The organism is Streptomyces sp. NPDC058092, assembly GCF_042884935.1.
Classification (GTDB): Bacteria; Actinomycetota; Actinomycetes; order Streptomycetales; family Streptomycetaceae; genus Streptomyces.
In genome coordinates, this window is the sequence record NZ_JBHVSY010000014.1 from 17326 (window position 1) to 33172 (window position 15847).

At 68.8% G+C, this 15847-nt stretch carries 10 protein-coding genes; 1 reads left to right on the forward strand and 9 read right to left on the reverse strand.

Annotation, left to right across the window (positions count from 1 at the left end; all coding sequences use genetic code 11):
- Window positions 1-411 precede the first annotated feature (411 nt).
- From sbnA to ACFVV1_RS23070, 9 genes are all read right to left on the reverse strand, one after another.
- A complete protein-coding gene (gene sbnA, locus ACFVV1_RS23030; RefSeq protein WP_389992173.1) occupies window positions 412-1458 on the reverse strand; it encodes a 2,3-diaminopropionate biosynthesis protein SbnA in 1047 nt (348 codons plus the stop codon).
- 208 nt (window positions 1459-1666) lie between these two features.
- Window positions 1667-2737: a 2,3-diaminopropionate biosynthesis protein SbnB gene (gene sbnB, locus ACFVV1_RS23035; protein WP_389992176.1), complete on the reverse strand. Its 1071-nt coding sequence runs from the start codon at window positions 2735-2737 to the stop codon at window positions 1667-1669.
- Window positions 2734-3738 (reverse strand): TauD/TfdA family dioxygenase, encoded by a 1005-nt coding sequence (locus tag ACFVV1_RS23040; protein WP_389992179.1) that lies wholly within the window; start codon window positions 3736-3738, stop codon window positions 2734-2736. The genes sbnB and ACFVV1_RS23040 overlap by 4 nt, the downstream gene beginning before the upstream one ends.
- 23 nt (window positions 3739-3761) lie before the next feature.
- Window positions 3762-7016, reverse strand: coding sequence for an amino acid adenylation domain-containing protein (locus ACFVV1_RS23045; RefSeq protein ID WP_389992182.1), 3255 nt, complete (start codon window positions 7014-7016; stop codon window positions 3762-3764).
- Between the two features lie 63 nt (window positions 7017-7079).
- Window positions 7080-9608, reverse strand: a complete 2529-nt coding sequence (locus ACFVV1_RS23050; protein WP_389992184.1) for a Pls/PosA family non-ribosomal peptide synthetase — start codon at window positions 9606-9608, stop codon at window positions 7080-7082.
- A gap of 270 nt (window positions 9609-9878) precedes the next feature.
- Window positions 9879-10007, reverse strand: a complete 129-nt coding sequence (locus ACFVV1_RS23055) for a hypothetical protein (RefSeq protein WP_389992187.1) — start codon at window positions 10005-10007, stop codon at window positions 9879-9881.
- 296 nt (window positions 10008-10303) lie between these two features.
- Window positions 10304-10594 carry a hypothetical protein gene (locus tag ACFVV1_RS23060; protein ID WP_389992190.1) on the reverse strand — a complete coding sequence of 97 codons (291 nt, stop codon included), beginning with the start codon at window positions 10592-10594 and terminating at the stop codon, window positions 10304-10306.
- 9 nt (window positions 10595-10603) lie between these two features.
- Window positions 10604-11524 (reverse strand): hypothetical protein, encoded by a 921-nt coding sequence (locus ACFVV1_RS23065; RefSeq protein WP_389992193.1) that lies wholly within the window; start codon window positions 11522-11524, stop codon window positions 10604-10606.
- The gene (locus tag ACFVV1_RS23070) at window positions 11524-11862 is read right to left on the reverse strand and encodes a hypothetical protein (protein ID WP_389992195.1); all 339 of its coding nucleotides are present in this window, start codon (window positions 11860-11862) and stop codon (window positions 11524-11526) included. Before ACFVV1_RS23070 ends, ACFVV1_RS23065 begins: the two co-directional genes overlap by 1 nt.
- A 289-nt stretch (window positions 11863-12151) precedes the next feature.
- Between ACFVV1_RS23070 and ACFVV1_RS23075 the strand changes: the two genes are divergently transcribed.
- Window positions 12152-15784 (forward strand): CHAT domain-containing protein, encoded by a 3633-nt coding sequence (locus ACFVV1_RS23075; RefSeq protein ID WP_389992198.1) that lies wholly within the window; start codon window positions 12152-12154, stop codon window positions 15782-15784.
- The last annotated feature ends 63 nt before the right edge of the window (window positions 15785-15847 follow it).

Consider the following 15847-nt stretch of genomic DNA (forward strand, 5'->3'; position numbering starts at 1 on the left):
TCCCGAGCGTCGCGCCCGACCGGATCGAACCCGAGCGGCCGGGGCGGACATCGGGAAGCGGGCCGGCACAGGGCATTACCGGTACCAACGGCGGGAGACGGTCCGTGTGTGACCGGGCCGCCGCGAGCCGGTTCCTCCTGTCGCCGCGTCGAGCAGGCAGGCCAGGAGGGCACGCGGGATGCGTGCTCTCCGATGTATCCCGTGATGGTCACCGGGCAGGCCGACGTTGCGAGCGGCGGCCGGAAGGCACGCCCGTGCTCACTTCTGCGTCGCTGTTGCATTGAAACCGCAGGTCCTGGCTCCGATGCGGTGAGTTGTCGTACCACTCGACGGTGGTGAGGGCCTTGTCGGTGCTGCCGGCTCCTCGGACGGGGTGCCCGGGGCCTACGAACCCGGAGCCGGTGCGGATTGTCATTGCGGCTGCCGGTCCGCAAGGTCCGGCCGCCGGCCCCACCATGTCGCCGGCGAGGGGGCGGTTGCCCAGGAATCGGCGGCCTCCTTGTCGGAGTCGAGCACGTCCTCGCCGTAGAGATCCTGCAGCCAGTTGGTCTGGTAGATCGTGTCGAGGTAGCGCTCGCCGAGGTCCGGGCCGACGGCCACTGCGGTGAGTTCGCGCGCGTCATGCCGGGCCAACCAGTCCGTTGCGCCGCTGACCACCGTGCCGGTGGAGCCGCCGAACAGGAATCCGCGCCTGGCCAGACGATGGCAGGCACGTATGGTGTCCGCCTCCTCGACACGAATCACTTCGTCGACATAGGACTCGTCGAGCAGCGGCGGGCGCATGCTCATGCCCAGACCGGGAATCATCCGGCGGCCCGGCGAACCGCCGAAGGACACCGAGCCGACGCTGTCCACCGCGATGATCCGCACCGGCCGGTGCCATTCCCGGAAGTAGCGCGCACAGCCCATCAGGGTCCCGGTGGTGCCGGCTCCGACGAACAGCACGTCCAGCCGCGGGAACTGACGGGCGATCTCCGGCGCGGTCGTGCGGTAGTGGGCCTTCCAGTTGCTCGGATTGGTGTACTGGCTGAGCCACACATACCGGTCGTCGGAGGCGCACAGCGCGCGGACGTACTCGAGCCGCGCGCCGAGAAAGCCGCCGATGGCCTCCTGTTCGGTGATCACATGCACCTGGCTGCCCAACGCCTCCATCATCATTCTGTTCGACAGATTGCCGCGGGAGTCCGTCACACACAGGAACCGGTAGCCCTTGCTTGCCGCGATCATGCTCAGCGCCACGCCGAGGTTTCCGGACGAGGACTCGACCAGGATCGATTCCGGCGTCAGGATTCCATCCCGCTCAGCGGCCTCCACCATCTCGGTCGCGGCCTTCAACTTGATCGAGCCGGCGAAGTTGAAGCCCTCGCATTTCAGGAAGAGCGAATGCCCGACGAACGACCGGAGGTCGACATAGAGATCCTCTTCGTTGAAGGCGTAGGGAGCGGAAATGACGGGCACAACGGTCTCCTCTGTCTGGAGCAGAGCACTTTCGGAACTTCCACCGTGGGCGGGCTCCTCGCTTGTGCGGGCGAGACCCCGTGTCCAACCAGGCGGGACGGGGCCCTGCGTCAGCGGCCGCTGTCTCGCGCGTCAGGACCTGCTGCGACGTGACCGGTGGTCTCTCCTGGGATCAGCCCTGAAGGAGCCTCCTGGGCTTTCGGCCGGCTCATCCGTACCGGCTCAGTTCGTGGAAGAAGTCGTCGACGACGTGCAACTCTCCGCAGCGGGCCACTTCGGTGTACACGTACTTGCCCACCGCGAGGTCGAGCACCCCGAGGCCGAAGGGCGAGAACACCACCGGCCGGTCCGTCGGCACCGCCACCCGCCCGGCCATCACATCGTCCAACGTGCCGTGCAGGAAGTCCCGGTTGCCCGTGAGCTGCTCGGCCAGATGCGGCGACGTGTCGGCCTTGAGGCAGTGCTCGACGTCATCGACGATGTTGGTCGAGGCGAGCAGGATCTCCGGCGTGAGGTCGCGCAGCGACACATGCAGCACCAGCGGATTGTGTGCGAACCATGACAGGTCACCGACGTGCGGTTGACCGGCGACGGTGGCGAAGACGACCAGGTCGCTGTTTCGGATCAACTGCTCGGCGCTGTCGTGCACGGTGACTCGGCCGGTGGTGTCCGACTGCTCCAGGTAGCACCGGAAGCCTGCCGCGCTGTCGGCGGACAGGTCGTGCACGCCGATCTCGTCGAACGACCAGCCGGTGCCGACCAGGAAGGTGTGGATGTAGCGGGCGATCAAGCCCACCCCGAAGAACCCGACGCGCGTCGGTCGTGGCCGGTCGCGGCTGAGCCAGTCGGCCGCCGACGCGGCCGACGCGGCCGTCCGGGTGGCGCTGATGATCGAACTCTCCAGACAGGCGAACGGGTAGCCGGTGTCATGGTCGTTGAGGATCAGCACGGCCGATGCCCTTGGGATGCCGGCCGTCACGTTGTTCGGGAAGCTGGAGATCCACTTCAGGCCGTCCACCCGTGTCTCCCCGCCGATCGAGGCGGGCAGCGCGATGATCCGGGAGGACGGTCGGTCGGGGAAGCGCAGGAAGTACGACGGCGGGTTCACCGAATCACCGGCGCCGTGCACCCGGTAGGTGGCCTCGACCAACTCCGTGATCCGCTTCTCGCATCCGTGCAGCGTGCGCCGGACCTGGGCACCGGAGATCACCGCGAACGGTGGCGCGGTGATCGGCGCGACCCTTGCGGACTCTCTCGCGGTGGAATCGACGGTGGTCATTGCGTGGTCACCTCGACGGTCGGTGAACAGTCGGCCAGACGCACCGGTTCGGCCATGGCGACGAGCACCTCGCGCGGTCCCTCGAAGGGCTCCCTGCTGTGCGCGGTGCGGACGTTGTCGACGAGCATCAGGTCGCCGGCCTGCCACGGTTCGCGTGCGGTGTTCGCCTCGTAGACGCTGTTGAGCAGCTGCACGACGTCCTCGCCGATCGGGTCGCCGTTGCCGAAGCGGGTGTTGAACGGCAGCCCGTCGGCGCCGTAGACGTCCACCAGGTACTCGTGCACCTCGGGGGCCATCGTCCACTCGTTGAGGAACGCGATCTGGTTGAACCAGCAGCGTCGGCCGGTGACCGGGTGGCGCACCACGGCGCTGCGGCGTTGTCTGGTGCGCAGTCCACCGTCGGGCTGCCACTCGAACGTGATCGCGTTGGCGCGGCAGTAGCGCTCGACGGCGCCCCGGTCCTCGGTGCCGAACGCCTCGGCGACGGACGCGCCGATCTCGTCGTTGTAGCTACGGGTGAGCAGCCAGCCCTCGCGCTCGAACCGCTCGGTCAACTCGGTGGGCAGCGCGTCGAGCACGGTCGGTGAGTCGGCCAGCGCGGTCGCCCCGCCGCCGGTGGGCGCGCTGAGACAGGCGAACATCATCAGGCCGGGGAACTCACGTGTGTAGCTCAGTTCGTGGTGCATGCACATCGGCTGGTTCGGCGGCCACTTCGATGAGGAGTACACCCCGTCCGAGTAGGTCTGCCGGGGCGCGAAGGCCTCCTGTTCGGTCATCAGACCGGTGGCCAGCTTCGAGAAGACGGCTCCGGTCTCGGCGGCGTCACGCAGCCCGAGGCCGCGGACCAGGACCGAACCATGCTCGGCGACGACCGCGCGCAGCGCGTCCCGGTGCTCGGCCGCCCAGGTCGGCGCGGAGCCGGTGGCCTCGGCCCGCAGTCGTGGGGGTCTGCCGGATTCCAGTTCCACGTCGACCAGCGACGCCGTGGATGTGAACGACATCTCGTTCTCCTTTCAGCTGACACTCAGGAAGAAGCGAACAATTCGGCGGCGTGCAGCACGGCCTTTGCCGCCTCGGCCGGACGGGTACGCAGGAAGTGGTGGCCGCCGTCGGCGAGCTCGTGCAGGTCGACCTGTCCGGCCAGAAGCTGCCAGTCGCGGTACCGGCTCGGGTACTCCGCCGTGCTCGGGTCGTCCGCGGCAACGACCACGGTGACCGGCGCGGAGAGCTTGTGCGCAGGTGGGCGCTCCAGAGCGTCGGCGAAGTAGTGGTGTGCGGACACGCAGTCGTGCCGGTAGGCGGCGCCGACGTGCTCGGCGTGCTGCGCACCCAGCTCACCGAGCGCGGTGCGGCCGCCGTCCGTGCTCAGGTCGGCGGCGATCTCGGCGTTGCTCCGCCCGGTCAGCTCGGTGATGGTGGCGCGCCGGTCGTCGGCGTCACCGAGCAGTTGCGCGCCGAGGAAGACCCGTTGGACGTCCACCCCGCGCTCCTGCAGCTTTCTGGCCGTCTCCACGGCCAACGCGGTGCCCGAGGAGTGGCCCCACAGCAGGATCCTGGTCAGGCCACGCCCGGTGATCTCGTCGACGACCTGCTCGACCACCTGTGCCATCGGCGCGAGCGGCTCGCTCTCGGCGGCCACGTCGTGACCGGGCAGCTCGACGGCGTAGACCGCCGGTCCACCGTCCGGCAGCGCCCTGGCCATCGGCTGGAAGTTCACCGCGTTGCCGCCGGCGTAGGGGAAGCACACCAGGGCTGCGGTCTGCGCACCGTCCGATTCCGACAGCGGCTGGAGCAGCCCGGCACGCCGCTCGGACCTGCCGTCGACCAGCCCGGCCAGATCGGCGAGGACCGGGTGACAGGTGACGTCCTTGAGGGACACCGCACGGTCCAGGACGATGGCCAGCTTCACTGCCGACAGCGACGTGCCGCCCCGGTCGAAGAAGTGGTCCCGCCGTCCGATCCGGTTCTGCGGGATGCCGAGCACCTTCGCCCAGGCGGCCGCCAGCTGCTGTTCGGTCGGCGTATCCGGCGCGCGGTAGTCGTCCCGGACGACGTCGGGTTCCCCGGCGAGTGCCTGCAGAGTCCTTCTGTCGATCTTGCTGTTGGCCGTCAGTGGCAGAGTCTCCCGCCAGTGGAAGGCCGACGGGACCATGTACGGGGGCAGCGACGCACCGAGCCGGTCCAGCAGGACGTCGACCTCGAGCGGCCGCCGACCGGAGTAGAAGGCCACCAGGTGCTTGCTGTGGTCGGCTCGCTCGGCGACCACGACTGCACCGTCGCGAACACCGGGCACCTGCAACAGGGTGTTCTCGATCTCGCCGATCTCGATCCGGAAGCCACGGATCTTCACCTGGGTATCGCGGCGGCCGAGGAACTCCAGTTTGCCCTCGGGCGTCCAGCGGCCGTAGTCGCCGCCCCGGTAGAGCCGGGCGCCCTCGCGGTGCGGATCGGCCAGGTAGGCCTGCCGGGTGCGCTCGGGGTCGTTGACGTATCCGCGGCCGACGCAGACGCCGGAGAAGACGATCAGACCGGGGGCACCGAGCGGCACCGGGGTCAGGTGCTCGTCGACGACGTAGACGTGCACGTTGTTGACCGCGGGACCCAGCAGGACCCGGTCTCCGTCGGGCACGCGGTCCATGACCTCGTGGTTGGTGTCGTCCGAGGTCTCGGTCAGCCCGTAGGCGTTGACCAGCTTGATCCCGGGCTGGGCGGCGAACCAGCGCTGCACCAGCTCCTTCTTCAGCGCCTCGCCGGTGACCGACACGCACCGCAGGTCCGGCAGTTCGCGGGGGTGCTGCTTCAGCCAGGACACGACCACGTCCAGGTAGGAGGGTACGACCTGGAGGACGGCGACCCGGCCGTCGACGATCTTGTCGACGAACCGCTGGACGTTCAGGATCACCTCCTGCTCCACCAGCAGGGTCCGCCCCCCGACCAGGAGCCCGGACACCAGTTGCCACAGCGAGATGTCGAAGCACTGGGGTGCGGTCTGGGCGACCACCTGTCCCTCGCCGATCTCCAGGTCGTCGATCTTGGCGTAGAGGTGGTTCAGCATGCCCGCGTGCTCGCACATCGCGCCCTTGGGCTCACCTGTGGAGCCGGAGGTGAAGTAGATGTAGGCGAGCTGGTCCGGTGCGACGTGGAGGCCCAGATCATCGTCGGCATGGTCTTCCTCGTAGGCTGCGCCGACGAAGAGCTTCCGGACCCCGGACAGCGAGTCGAGGGCCTGGTCGAGCGTGGAGGTGCTGCCGGGTTCGGTCAGCACGAGCCCGCACGCGGCACGGGAGAGCATGGTCGCGAGGCGATCGGCCGGGAAATGCGGCTCGATGGGCAGGTACACGCCGCCGGCCTTGAAGACCGCGAGGACGGCGGCCATCCAGTCCAGGTTGCGCTCGGTCACCACCGCGACGACACCCTCGGGGCGCAGCCCCCGCGCCAGCAGGGCTCGTCCCACCCGGTTGGCGCGCGCGTTGAGTTCTCGATACGTCAGTTGCTGCTCCCCATGCACCGCGGCGACGGCATCCGGGTGTGCCGCCACCCGCTGCTCGAACAGTTCGTGGAACCGGTGGTCCGGCAGTTCCCGGCGTGGACCGGCGAGTTCTTCGAGCTGGAAGTGGAGTTCCTCGGCGGAGAGCAGGCTCTGCCGCCCGTGCTCGGCGTCCGGATCGGCGGCGATCAGCGCGAGCGCGGTGAGGTGGTAACCGGCGATCCTGACTGCGCAGTCCTCGTCGAGCACGTCGGTCCGATACCGCAGCCGCAGCACGAGATGGCCGTCGCGTTGCGAATATCCCACCCACAGCATGCTGTTACCGGCGACTTCGCCGCCCACGCCGTGCGGATCGAACACGGCCTCGATCGACGGTTCGGCCAGGCCCAGTTCGCATCTGAGCTCATCGACCGGGAAGTCCTTGTGCGACAGCAGGTCCGACGCGACTCGATGGGTATCCAGCAGCAGCGTCCGCCACGAGTCGGGCTCGGTCGTCAGCCGGCAGGGCAGCGGCCGGCCGCCCTCCACGGTGACGTAACCGGTCGCGATCTCGCGCTCGCCGGACAGTGCGGCGAGCACCTTGGCGTGCGCTGCCAGCAGCACCGAGTCGAGCGGCACCGCCAGGTCTTTGGCCAGCCGGCCCAACGCCGCCACGACGTCGTCCGGGATCGGCGCCTCGTGCCGGCCGACGCCCTTCACCGGATTGAGCGTCCACCGCGGGATTTCGGTGAATCCACCGGCGACGAGCACAGCGCGCCAGAACTCCCGGTCGGCCTGCGCTTGCATTCCCATCTGGTCGTTCCTCTCCATTCGCCTTCGCCACCGTGCTGTTCAGCGCCTGCAAGGGCGGCGCTGCTATCCCTTCCGCGTCAGCGCCTCGGGCTGATGAGGGGCGACTCGCGTCTCCGTGGCGGGATTTCCTCCCCAGCGTGCGTGCTGGGGGACCTCCTCGCCTTTCATGAGGAAGGAGTCGGGTGCGAGCACCGCGCCGGTGCCCATCGTCACGCCGTAATGGACATGGGCTCCCACACCGATGGTGCAGCCGGCGTCCAGGGTGCTGCGATCGGATTTGAAGGTGCCGTCCTCCTGCGAGTGGCACTGGATCTTGCTTCCCGCATTGAGCGTGCAGTCGTTCCCGATGGTGGTGAGCGTCCGCTCCGTCATATAGCAGCCGTCATCGAAGACCCTGCTGCCGATCCGGACACCCAGCATCCGCCAGATCACGTTCTTGAAAGGGGTGCCGTTGAAGATGTCGAGGTAGGTGTCGGGCACCTTCCAGAGGCGCTCGTGCCACCAGAAGTACGGGTCGTAGATGGAGCACACCTGCGGTTGCAGCGTGCGGAATGCCGCGATGCCGCGCTCCACCAGTACGAAGTAGACAGCGGTGAACCCGAGGCTGAACACCAGGAACGCGGCGATCAGCACATGCCCGTAGGAGTCGTACAGCTCGGCGTTCGCCAGGCCGAGCATCGTGAGCACGAAGAAGTGCAGCCACCGCACGAGCAGGAAGAAGACCATCGAGCGGATGTTGTAGTGGTTCTTCGCAGCGAGGCTGCGGCGCAACTCGTCGCCGGTGCGCAGATGGTCAAACCGGGAATCGCGCTCGACCGACCGGGGAATCTCGAAGCACGGCGAGCCGAGCAGGCCCACCCCCTCGCGTACCTCGCCTTCGAGCGGAACCATCACCTTCGTCGCGAGGAGGCAGTTCTCGCCCGTCCTGGCCCCTGAGGGATAGGCGATGTTGTTCCCGAGGAAGTTGCGTGGCCCGATCGAGGCCCGGGACACCCGGAAGGACGTGCTCGAATAGTCGGCGTTGATGATGGAGAGCCCGTCGGCGACCATCGTTCCGCTGCCGACCGAGCACAGATACGGGTTCTCGTGTTGCACTTCCGTGCCGAAGTTCGACCCGGTCTGCTCGACCCGGGACAAGTCGTATCCGAGGCCGCGCAGATAGGGGACGATGTAGGAGCTGTCACCGAACAGCCATGTGAAGAACTTGATGTTGGTCATACGCCCGATCGCCCGGTGCGCCGAGTAATGAAACCCGTACAGCGGATAGACCTTGTCCGGCTTGACGACCAGGTTCAGCAGGCGCGGAACGGTGAACATCACGGCCAGGCCCACGACGACGAAGCCGAAGAACAGCAGCAGGGAGAGGACCAGCGCGTCGATGTAGAGAGCCGGCGATGTGAGGTCCACCGTGCTCCGGCTCAGCCGGTTGTGCAGCGCCGGGACCAGGGTCACCAGCATGTACGCGCCCCCGATCGCCAGTGGCACGTAGAGGAAGAACAGCTGAAGCACGGTGATGAGGCCGAAGCCGGCCCGGCGCAGCGTGCCGCATGCGGCCGGCCCGATCCTCAGGTAGTCGTGCTGCGTGAGCTGTGCCGGGGATCCGTGCCAGCGCTGACCGCCCGGGACCGCCTGACCGCTGTACAGCGTGGACGTGTGCCCGAGTTGAGCCCCGTCGCCCATCGACGTGTCGATGTCGAGCACGGTCTTCTCGCCGATGAACACGTCCCGGCCGAGGGTGACCCGGCCGGTCTGGATACGGCCGGCGTGCGCCCGGTAGCAGAGGAAGAACGAGTCTTTGCGGATCACCGTGCCGGCGCCGACCGTGAGCAGGTCGGGACAGACCGGAACGTTGCGGGAGAGGATCGTGACCCCTTTGCCGATCCGTGCACCCAGCGCTCGCAGGTACAGCACGTACAAGGGATTGCCGACGAAGAAGATCATCGGGTTGGCGTGGATCAGCACCTTGACGGTCCAGAAGCGCAGATAGGTCAGACCCCAGACCGGGAACTCGCGTGATTTCCACCGGCCGACGAGAAGCCATTTGGCCGCGATGGGGAAGGTGCACAGACCGACGAAGCCGATGCCTCCGAAGACGAACGACCGCAGGTAGATGTCGATCACACCCGACCCGGCGGAGACCCATGCATAGCCTCGGTCGGCAACAAGTCCGGCGAGGAAGGAGTACCCCAGGAAAAGCAGGAGCTGCAGGGTTCCGCAGACGGCGTACCGCACCGTGCCGACTGGGGTCACCACCTCGGTCGGCGCCGGGACCGAGGGCTCGACGGGCGCGGCATTCGCGAGCCCCGTCGCCAGGCTGCGGATCGTCGGGTGCCGGTAGATGTCCTTCATCGACGCCGAGGGAAGGTCCGTGCGCTTCCTGACTCGTGCGCAGAAATGAGCCATCACCAATGAGTTGGCGCCGAGGTCATCGAAGAAATGGCCGTCGATCGACACCCGTTCGACGCACATGACGTCAGCCAGCACCTCGGCGAGGTCTTTCTCGATGCCGGTCTCCGGGCCGGTGTACTTGCTTATACCGATCGCGGATTCATCCGGCCCGGGCGTCAGGACGTCGAGGTATTTCTCCTCCATGCGAGCTCCTTGAGGAACTTTCGAGCGCCGTCGCCATTACGGTCGGCGCCCCGTACTCGCGCTTTTCGATGGCCGGAGCGAGTGGTCCGGAATTCACGAGGTCGGGATCCGTTGTCCGGATCCAAAACCGCTGCCTCAGTCTTAGCTGTCCACCGTCGGGCTGCCACTCGAACCCGGTCGCATCGGCGCGGCAGTAGCTCTCGACGGAGCCGAGGCGGTCCTCGCTGCCGGACGCCCGGCGTCGGGAACACGGAGCGCTCGCCGCCCGGTTCACTCCTCGTCCACGATCCTGCCCGGCGGGACGGCGATGCGCTGCGCATGCGTCTTGCCGTACTGCATGCGAGTGGTGCGTGCCTGATCCGGTAGGAGCTGCGCAGGGGCGCGGGGCGGTGACGACATCCGGGGCATCGCAGTTGTGAGGAGGCGGAGCGACATCCGCGCGTTTCTCAGCGGTGGCGCGGTGGCGCGGTGGCGCGGTGGCGCGGTGGCGCGGTGGCACGCGAGGCCGCAACCATCTGATGCGAATCGATCAAGTGAGGCACGTCCGTCCGAGGCAATGACCTCGCGATCTCGGACATGCCTCGATAGGAAGTAGGCGCCGGCGGGGGCGAGGAAGTGGCGCCTGGGGGCTGTGGCGGCACAGGGGCGGTCAACCGGGCGGTGACGCGGCGCGGGTCGCCGTGAACGTTGCCCGTTCAGAAGCAGGAGCTGCTGTGCGCAGAGCGCTGCAACCGCGTCGACGACGTCCTTGGGTTTGGCAGTGGAAGGGTCGGCGCACCGGGCCGACGCGGTGGATACCGCTCTTCGTCGTCATCGGCATCAAGCGCATCCGAAAGGACCTCCAGCAGCGGCCTGTTGGGCTTGATCCGCTTGGCTGCCCGCTCAAGGTTGGCCTCGTGCTCGGCCTCGATCTCTTCCCTGCGTTCTGTCAGCTGGTGGAGGGAATCCCCCGCCTGACCAACAATGTGGACCACGGCCGAGATCACGAACCGCCGTTACAGGGGGCCTTGCAGCCGACTGGTGATGGCTCGGCCCGTTTCGACGGTCGGTGGTGCGCCGGCGGGGGTGCCGAGTCGGTGAGCGAGATCGTTCACGTGGAGGTCGACCGCGGTCTCGATCAGGCCGGCGAGAACTTCGGCACTGCTGCGGGCCCGTACGACGCCGGCGACCACGAGGCAGGCGCCGATCGGCGCGGCGGGCCACCATCCCGTGGCCAGCGCGCCGTAGAGGAGTCCCCACGCGGTCAAGCGTGCGGCGGCGGTGTAGGAGTCACGGGCACCGGTCACATCGCCGCGAAGGTTGTCGGGCAGCACTGCCCACAACCGTGGCCAGGCCAATTCAAGGTCGAGGTCGTAGAGGGTGTGAACACGCGTGGCGGCGTTGTGGAACCGGTTGCCGATCCATGTGGGTCGCGTAGGGGCCTCCGGCATGCGCCCTCCCCTGATCAGTGCCATCCGGCGGTGCTCGTGACGCGCGGCGACGGCTCGGACCAGGGCGCGGGCGAGCGATCCGCCGCGCATGTGGGGGTCGGCCGCCCGCGCGATCGCTCGCCGTGCCCGCTCGGTGATGTGGCGGCGGCGCCGCCAGCGCACGGCCCAGGCCAGTGGAGGGTGCGCACCTGAGGCACCCCAGAGGCGCTGCAGAAGGCCGCCGAGGGCTCCGGCCGCCAATCCGGCGGTGCTGGAGCCGAGAAGGACGGCGGTGGTCATGAGCAGAACGCCGGCGGAGCTGCGTCCGGTCGGCTGCGTCGCGAGTCGATCCAGCCAGGTGGTCAGGCGGTCCACGTCGAGAGGGTGGTCTTGGCCGAGTCTCGCCACGACGGCGAGTGTGGCGACCCAGAGGAGACCGGGCAGGACCAGAGCCTGTACCCACCGGTCCGCCAGCTTCGTGCCGATCACGGCCAGGAATCCGGTCATCAACGCAGCCGGAAGGGCGCCATCGGGATGCCGCCCGCCGCGCACGCCGGCGGCGTCGGCGCCTCCTCGGAGAAGACGACCCGACCGCAGAAGCCCTGCGGGCATATCCACTTGTCCTGCTCCACCGTTGCCGGGGGCCGGCCGAACCCCGCGGGGAGCTGCGCGTCGCCGTAGCTGCGGACGGTCACCGCGGCCAAGCCGTAGCGGGCGCAGGCGTCATCGATCGCGTCCAGGAGCGCTTTCGCGCGCTTCGCATCGACGCCGGCGCCACCGCTCGGCATGGCCAGCAACTCGTCCAGCTCATTGCCTGCCCCGGCGTTGCGGATCTCCTGCTCCATAGAGTCGTGTCGACTGAGCTGGTCGCACAGGACACCCCATCGGTTCCGCACGCTACGCATCGCTTCCACCGCCCCGGACCGATTTGGATGAAGGGCCGCCGCCATGGCGGCCCGTGGCCCCTACCGTCTCGGTACGAGCCGTCTGAGCAAGAAGCGTAGGTGCGGGAGGTGCCCACCGGGCTACGATCCGCACAAGAGCCACCTCGCTGAACGCACCCCGCGACGCTGTCCGGGCGAAGGGCGGGAACGCGCCGGTTCGGGGACCGTCCGCGACAATGGGGGATCCAGGATGCGCAACCGCGACGCGGCGCTCGCCGCCGTCCAGCACCACCTCAGCAAGGCTGCCGACACCCAAGGCGCGGAGGCCCTGTTCACCGATGCCGCGCTGCGCCACGCCACGGAGCTCGCCGCGGCCACGGACCCCGATACCGACCTCACCGCCGCCTACCTGCTCGGAATGTTCCACTGGCTCCGCCACCAGGCCCGGCCCGGCCGGACCCAGCGCGACTTCACCGAGGCCGCCCGCTTCCTCGCCCCCGTCCACCGTGCACAACCCGACGCCGTCCCTGGCCCCCTGCGCCGGCACTATGCACCGGCCGACGGGCCTGCAGCGGACTCCGATGCCGTGCGCATGGAGGTCCAGGCCGCCGAACTGCTCAGCGCCCATGGCCGCACGGGAGAATTACCCCTGCTGCTCCAAGCCCTCACCCTCTTTCGCAGTCTGACCGCTGCCACCCCAGCCGCCCATCCCGACCACGCTGCGCATCTGAGCAATCTGGCGGTCGTGTTGCAGATGGTGTTCGAGCAGACGGGGGAGATCGAGGTGCTGGTCGAAGCGGTCGACCTCGGGCGGACCGCGGTCGAGGCCACCCCCACCGGCCGGCCCGCATCCGCTGAGAACCTGAACAACCTCGCCATCGGGCTGCGCATGTTGTCCGAGCGGACGGGGAGGATCGAGGTGCTGGTCGAAGCGGCCGACGTCGCGCGGGCCGCGGTCGAGGCCCTTCCCACCGACCACCCCGAACGGTCCTATCGCCTGAATAATCTCGCCATCGTGCTGCGGCGGCTGTTCGAGCAGACGGGGGAAATCGAGCGGCTGGCCGAAGCCTTCGACATCGCGCAGGCCGCGGTCGACGCCACCCCCGCCGATCACCCCAACCACGCCACGAGCCTGTTCAACTATGCCGGCATCCTGCTCCGGTCGTTCGAGCGGACCGGGCAGGTCGAGCTGCTGGTTGAATCGGTCGAGATGGGGCGCGCCGCGATCGCCGACCTCCCCACTGACCACCCCGAATTCATTGAACGTGCAAACAACCTCGCTTTGGCGCTGCGGATGCTGTACGAGCAGACAGGGGAGGCCGACTGGCTGGACAAGGCGATCGGTGCCGGGAGGTTTACAGCCGACGCCACCTCGTCCGACCACCCCGAATACGCTCGAAGCAGGAGCAACCTGGCGGCCGCGCTGTACAGGCTGGCAGAGCGGACGGGAGAGACCGGGCTGCTGGTTGAATCAGTCGACCTCGGACGGGCCGCGCTCGACGCCACCTCGTCCGACCATCCTGGATACGTACAATCGCTCAATGGCGTCGCGCTCGCCCTATCGGCATTGTTCGAGCGCACGGGGGAGACCGAGCTGTTGGTCGAGGCGGTCGGTGTCGGGAGGGCTACGGTCGCCGCCACCTCACCCGGCCACCCGGAACACGCAGTGGCCCTGAGCACCATGGTGCTCGTCCTGCTGAGGTTGTTCGGGCGGACCGGCGAGACCGAGTGGGCCGTCGAAGCGGTCGACACCGGGCGGGCCGCGGTCGCAGCCACCATCGGCTACCCCAGCCACGCCACCAACCTGCACAACCTCGTGGCCGCGTTGCTCAACCAGTTCAGGCGGACGGGTGAGACCGCGTGGCTGATTGAAGCGGTCGACACCGGGCGGGCCGTCGTGGCCACCCCTTTTGGTAGCCCGAACCCCACTGCCGGCCTGAACCTCGCGGCCGCCCTGCAGATGTTGTCCGAGCGGACGGGGGAGATCGAGCTGCTGGTCGAAGCGGTCGACATCGGGCGGGCCATGGTCGACGCCACCCCCTTCGACCACCCCGCCCGCGCCGTGCTCCTGACCAACCATGGAATCGGCCTGCGGATGCTGTCCGAGCACACCGGCGAGTCCGGCCAGTTGGCCGAAGCAGTGCGCTGCATCAGGCAGGTGGGCGAGAGTGCTGCCGCTGGGATCGGGTTCCGCATCCGTGCCTACGGGGAAGTCGCGATCTTGACCAGTCGTCAGGCATCGGACGGCCAGGAGGCACTGGCGGCGGCGGAGGCGGTGGCCGCTCTGCTGCCACAGATTGCCCCCGGCGCTCTGACCCGCAGCGACCGGGAGCATCAGCTGACCCAGGTGGATGCGTTGGCGGCGTTGGTGGCTGCTTCGGCGCTCGCAGCCGGTCGTGCAGAGCGGGCGGTCGAACTGCTGGAGCTGACACGGGGAATACTCGTCGCCGACACGGTCGGTGCCCGCAGCAGCGACCTGTCCCGGCTGCGGGAGGCAGCCCCCGGACTGGCGGCGGAGTTCGAGACGCTGCGCGCCCGCCGAGAGGACCTCGACGAGCGCAGCCGTGCGGCTACCGATGCCGTCGGCATGCCTGCTGCGTATCTCGACGACGCCGTCCAGGCGGGGCGGGCTGGTCGGGCAGGCACATATCTCGCTGACGCCCGTCGCGATGCGCAGGGCGCGTGGGAGACCCTGATCGGCCGGATTCGAGCCGTGGACGGCTTCGCGGACTTCCTCACCGCTCCGGGCATCGACGAGCTCACGGCACAGGCCCACGACGGGCCGGTGGTGTTCGTCTACACGAGCCCCACCGGCAGCGACGCCCTCATCCTCACCGGCGACCCAGCGGCCCCGGTGCGTGTTGTCCCCCTCGGCCGATTCACGCAGGACGACGCCGTCGGCCAGATCAACAGGTTCCTGGACGCTCAGCGTGCCACGGCCGACGGGGAGGCCGACCCCGTGTCCCGCAGGGCGGCCCAGGGCGAGATCCTGGAGGTGCTCGCATGGTTGTGGGACACCGTCACCGAACCGGTTCTGACCGCAGTGGGGATGACCTCCGCTCCGCCACAGGGCATGGCGTGGCCGCGCCTGTGGTGGTGCCCGGTCGGGATCCTCAGCCGGCTTCCGCTGCACGCCGCCGGCCACCACGCAGACCTCCTCTCCGACCATCACGCTCACGGGGCGGAGCCGCGGACCGTACTGGACCGGGTCGTTTCGTCCTACACCACCACGGTCCGCGGCCTGGCCTACGCCCGCGCGCAATCGCCCCGCCATACGGGCACGGCCAGGGCCTCGACGGTGATCGTGGCGGTACCCGACGCTCCTGACGCCCCGCCGCTGGAGGGGGTGAGCGACGAGGCCGCGACCCTGGAGGCACTGATTCCGGGCGCGTACCTGCTGCCCCACCCCGTACGGGAGACCGTGCTCGCCGCGCTGCCCCACCACCAGGTGGCGCACTTTGCCTGCCACGGCTGGGCGCTGCAGAACGACCCGGCCCGCAGCCGCCTGGCCCTCCACGACCACCTGACGGCTCCGCTGACCGTTACCGACATCGGCGCCCTGCGCCTGAAGGGCGGCCTGGCCTTCCTGTCGGCCTGTGACACCACCATCAGCAGCCCTCGGCTCGCGGACGAAGCCGTCCACATCACCGGCGCCTTCCACCTCGCGGGCTACCCCCACGTGATCGGCACCCTGTGGCGCGTCGTCGACCACGCCGCCCAGGACATCGCCGAGAGCTTCTACAGCCACCTGACCGACGACGGCACCAACCCGCCCGACGTCAGCCGCTCTGCCGAGGCCCTGCACCAGGCCGTACGACGCCTCCGAGACCGCTACCCTGCGACCCCCACCTACTGGGCCGCCCATACCCACACCGGTATCTGAACCGCCGCGGGGACCTTCTCGTGTCGCGGCGTCCGCGTATGACGCGGCCGCGTGCCGCGAGCA

Coding starts and splice junctions, on each gene's coding strand:
- ACFVV1_RS23050 (WP_389992184.1), bottom strand. CDS start 9,608: ATGGAGGAGAAATACCTCGACGTCCTGACGCCCGGGCCGGATGAATCC.
- ACFVV1_RS23040 (WP_389992179.1), bottom strand. CDS start 3,738: ATGTCGTTCACATCCACGGCGTCGCTGGTCGACGTGGAACTGGAATCC.
- ACFVV1_RS23055 (WP_389992187.1), bottom strand. CDS start 10,007: ATGTCGTCACCGCCCCGCGCCCCTGCGCAGCTCCTACCGGATCAGGCA.
- ACFVV1_RS23065 (WP_389992193.1), bottom strand. CDS start 11,524: ATGACCGGATTCCTGGCCGTGATCGGCACGAAGCTGGCGGACCGGTGG.
- sbnB (WP_389992176.1), bottom strand. CDS start 2,737: ATGACCACCGTCGATTCCACCGCGAGAGAGTCCGCAAGGGTCGCGCCG.
- ACFVV1_RS23075 (WP_389992198.1), top strand. CDS start 12,152: ATGCGCAACCGCGACGCGGCGCTCGCCGCCGTCCAGCACCACCTCAGC.
- ACFVV1_RS23070 (WP_389992195.1), bottom strand. CDS start 11,862: ATGGAGCAGGAGATCCGCAACGCCGGGGCAGGCAATGAGCTGGACGAG.
- ACFVV1_RS23045 (WP_389992182.1), bottom strand. CDS start 7,016: ATGGGAATGCAAGCGCAGGCCGACCGGGAGTTCTGGCGCGCTGTGCTC.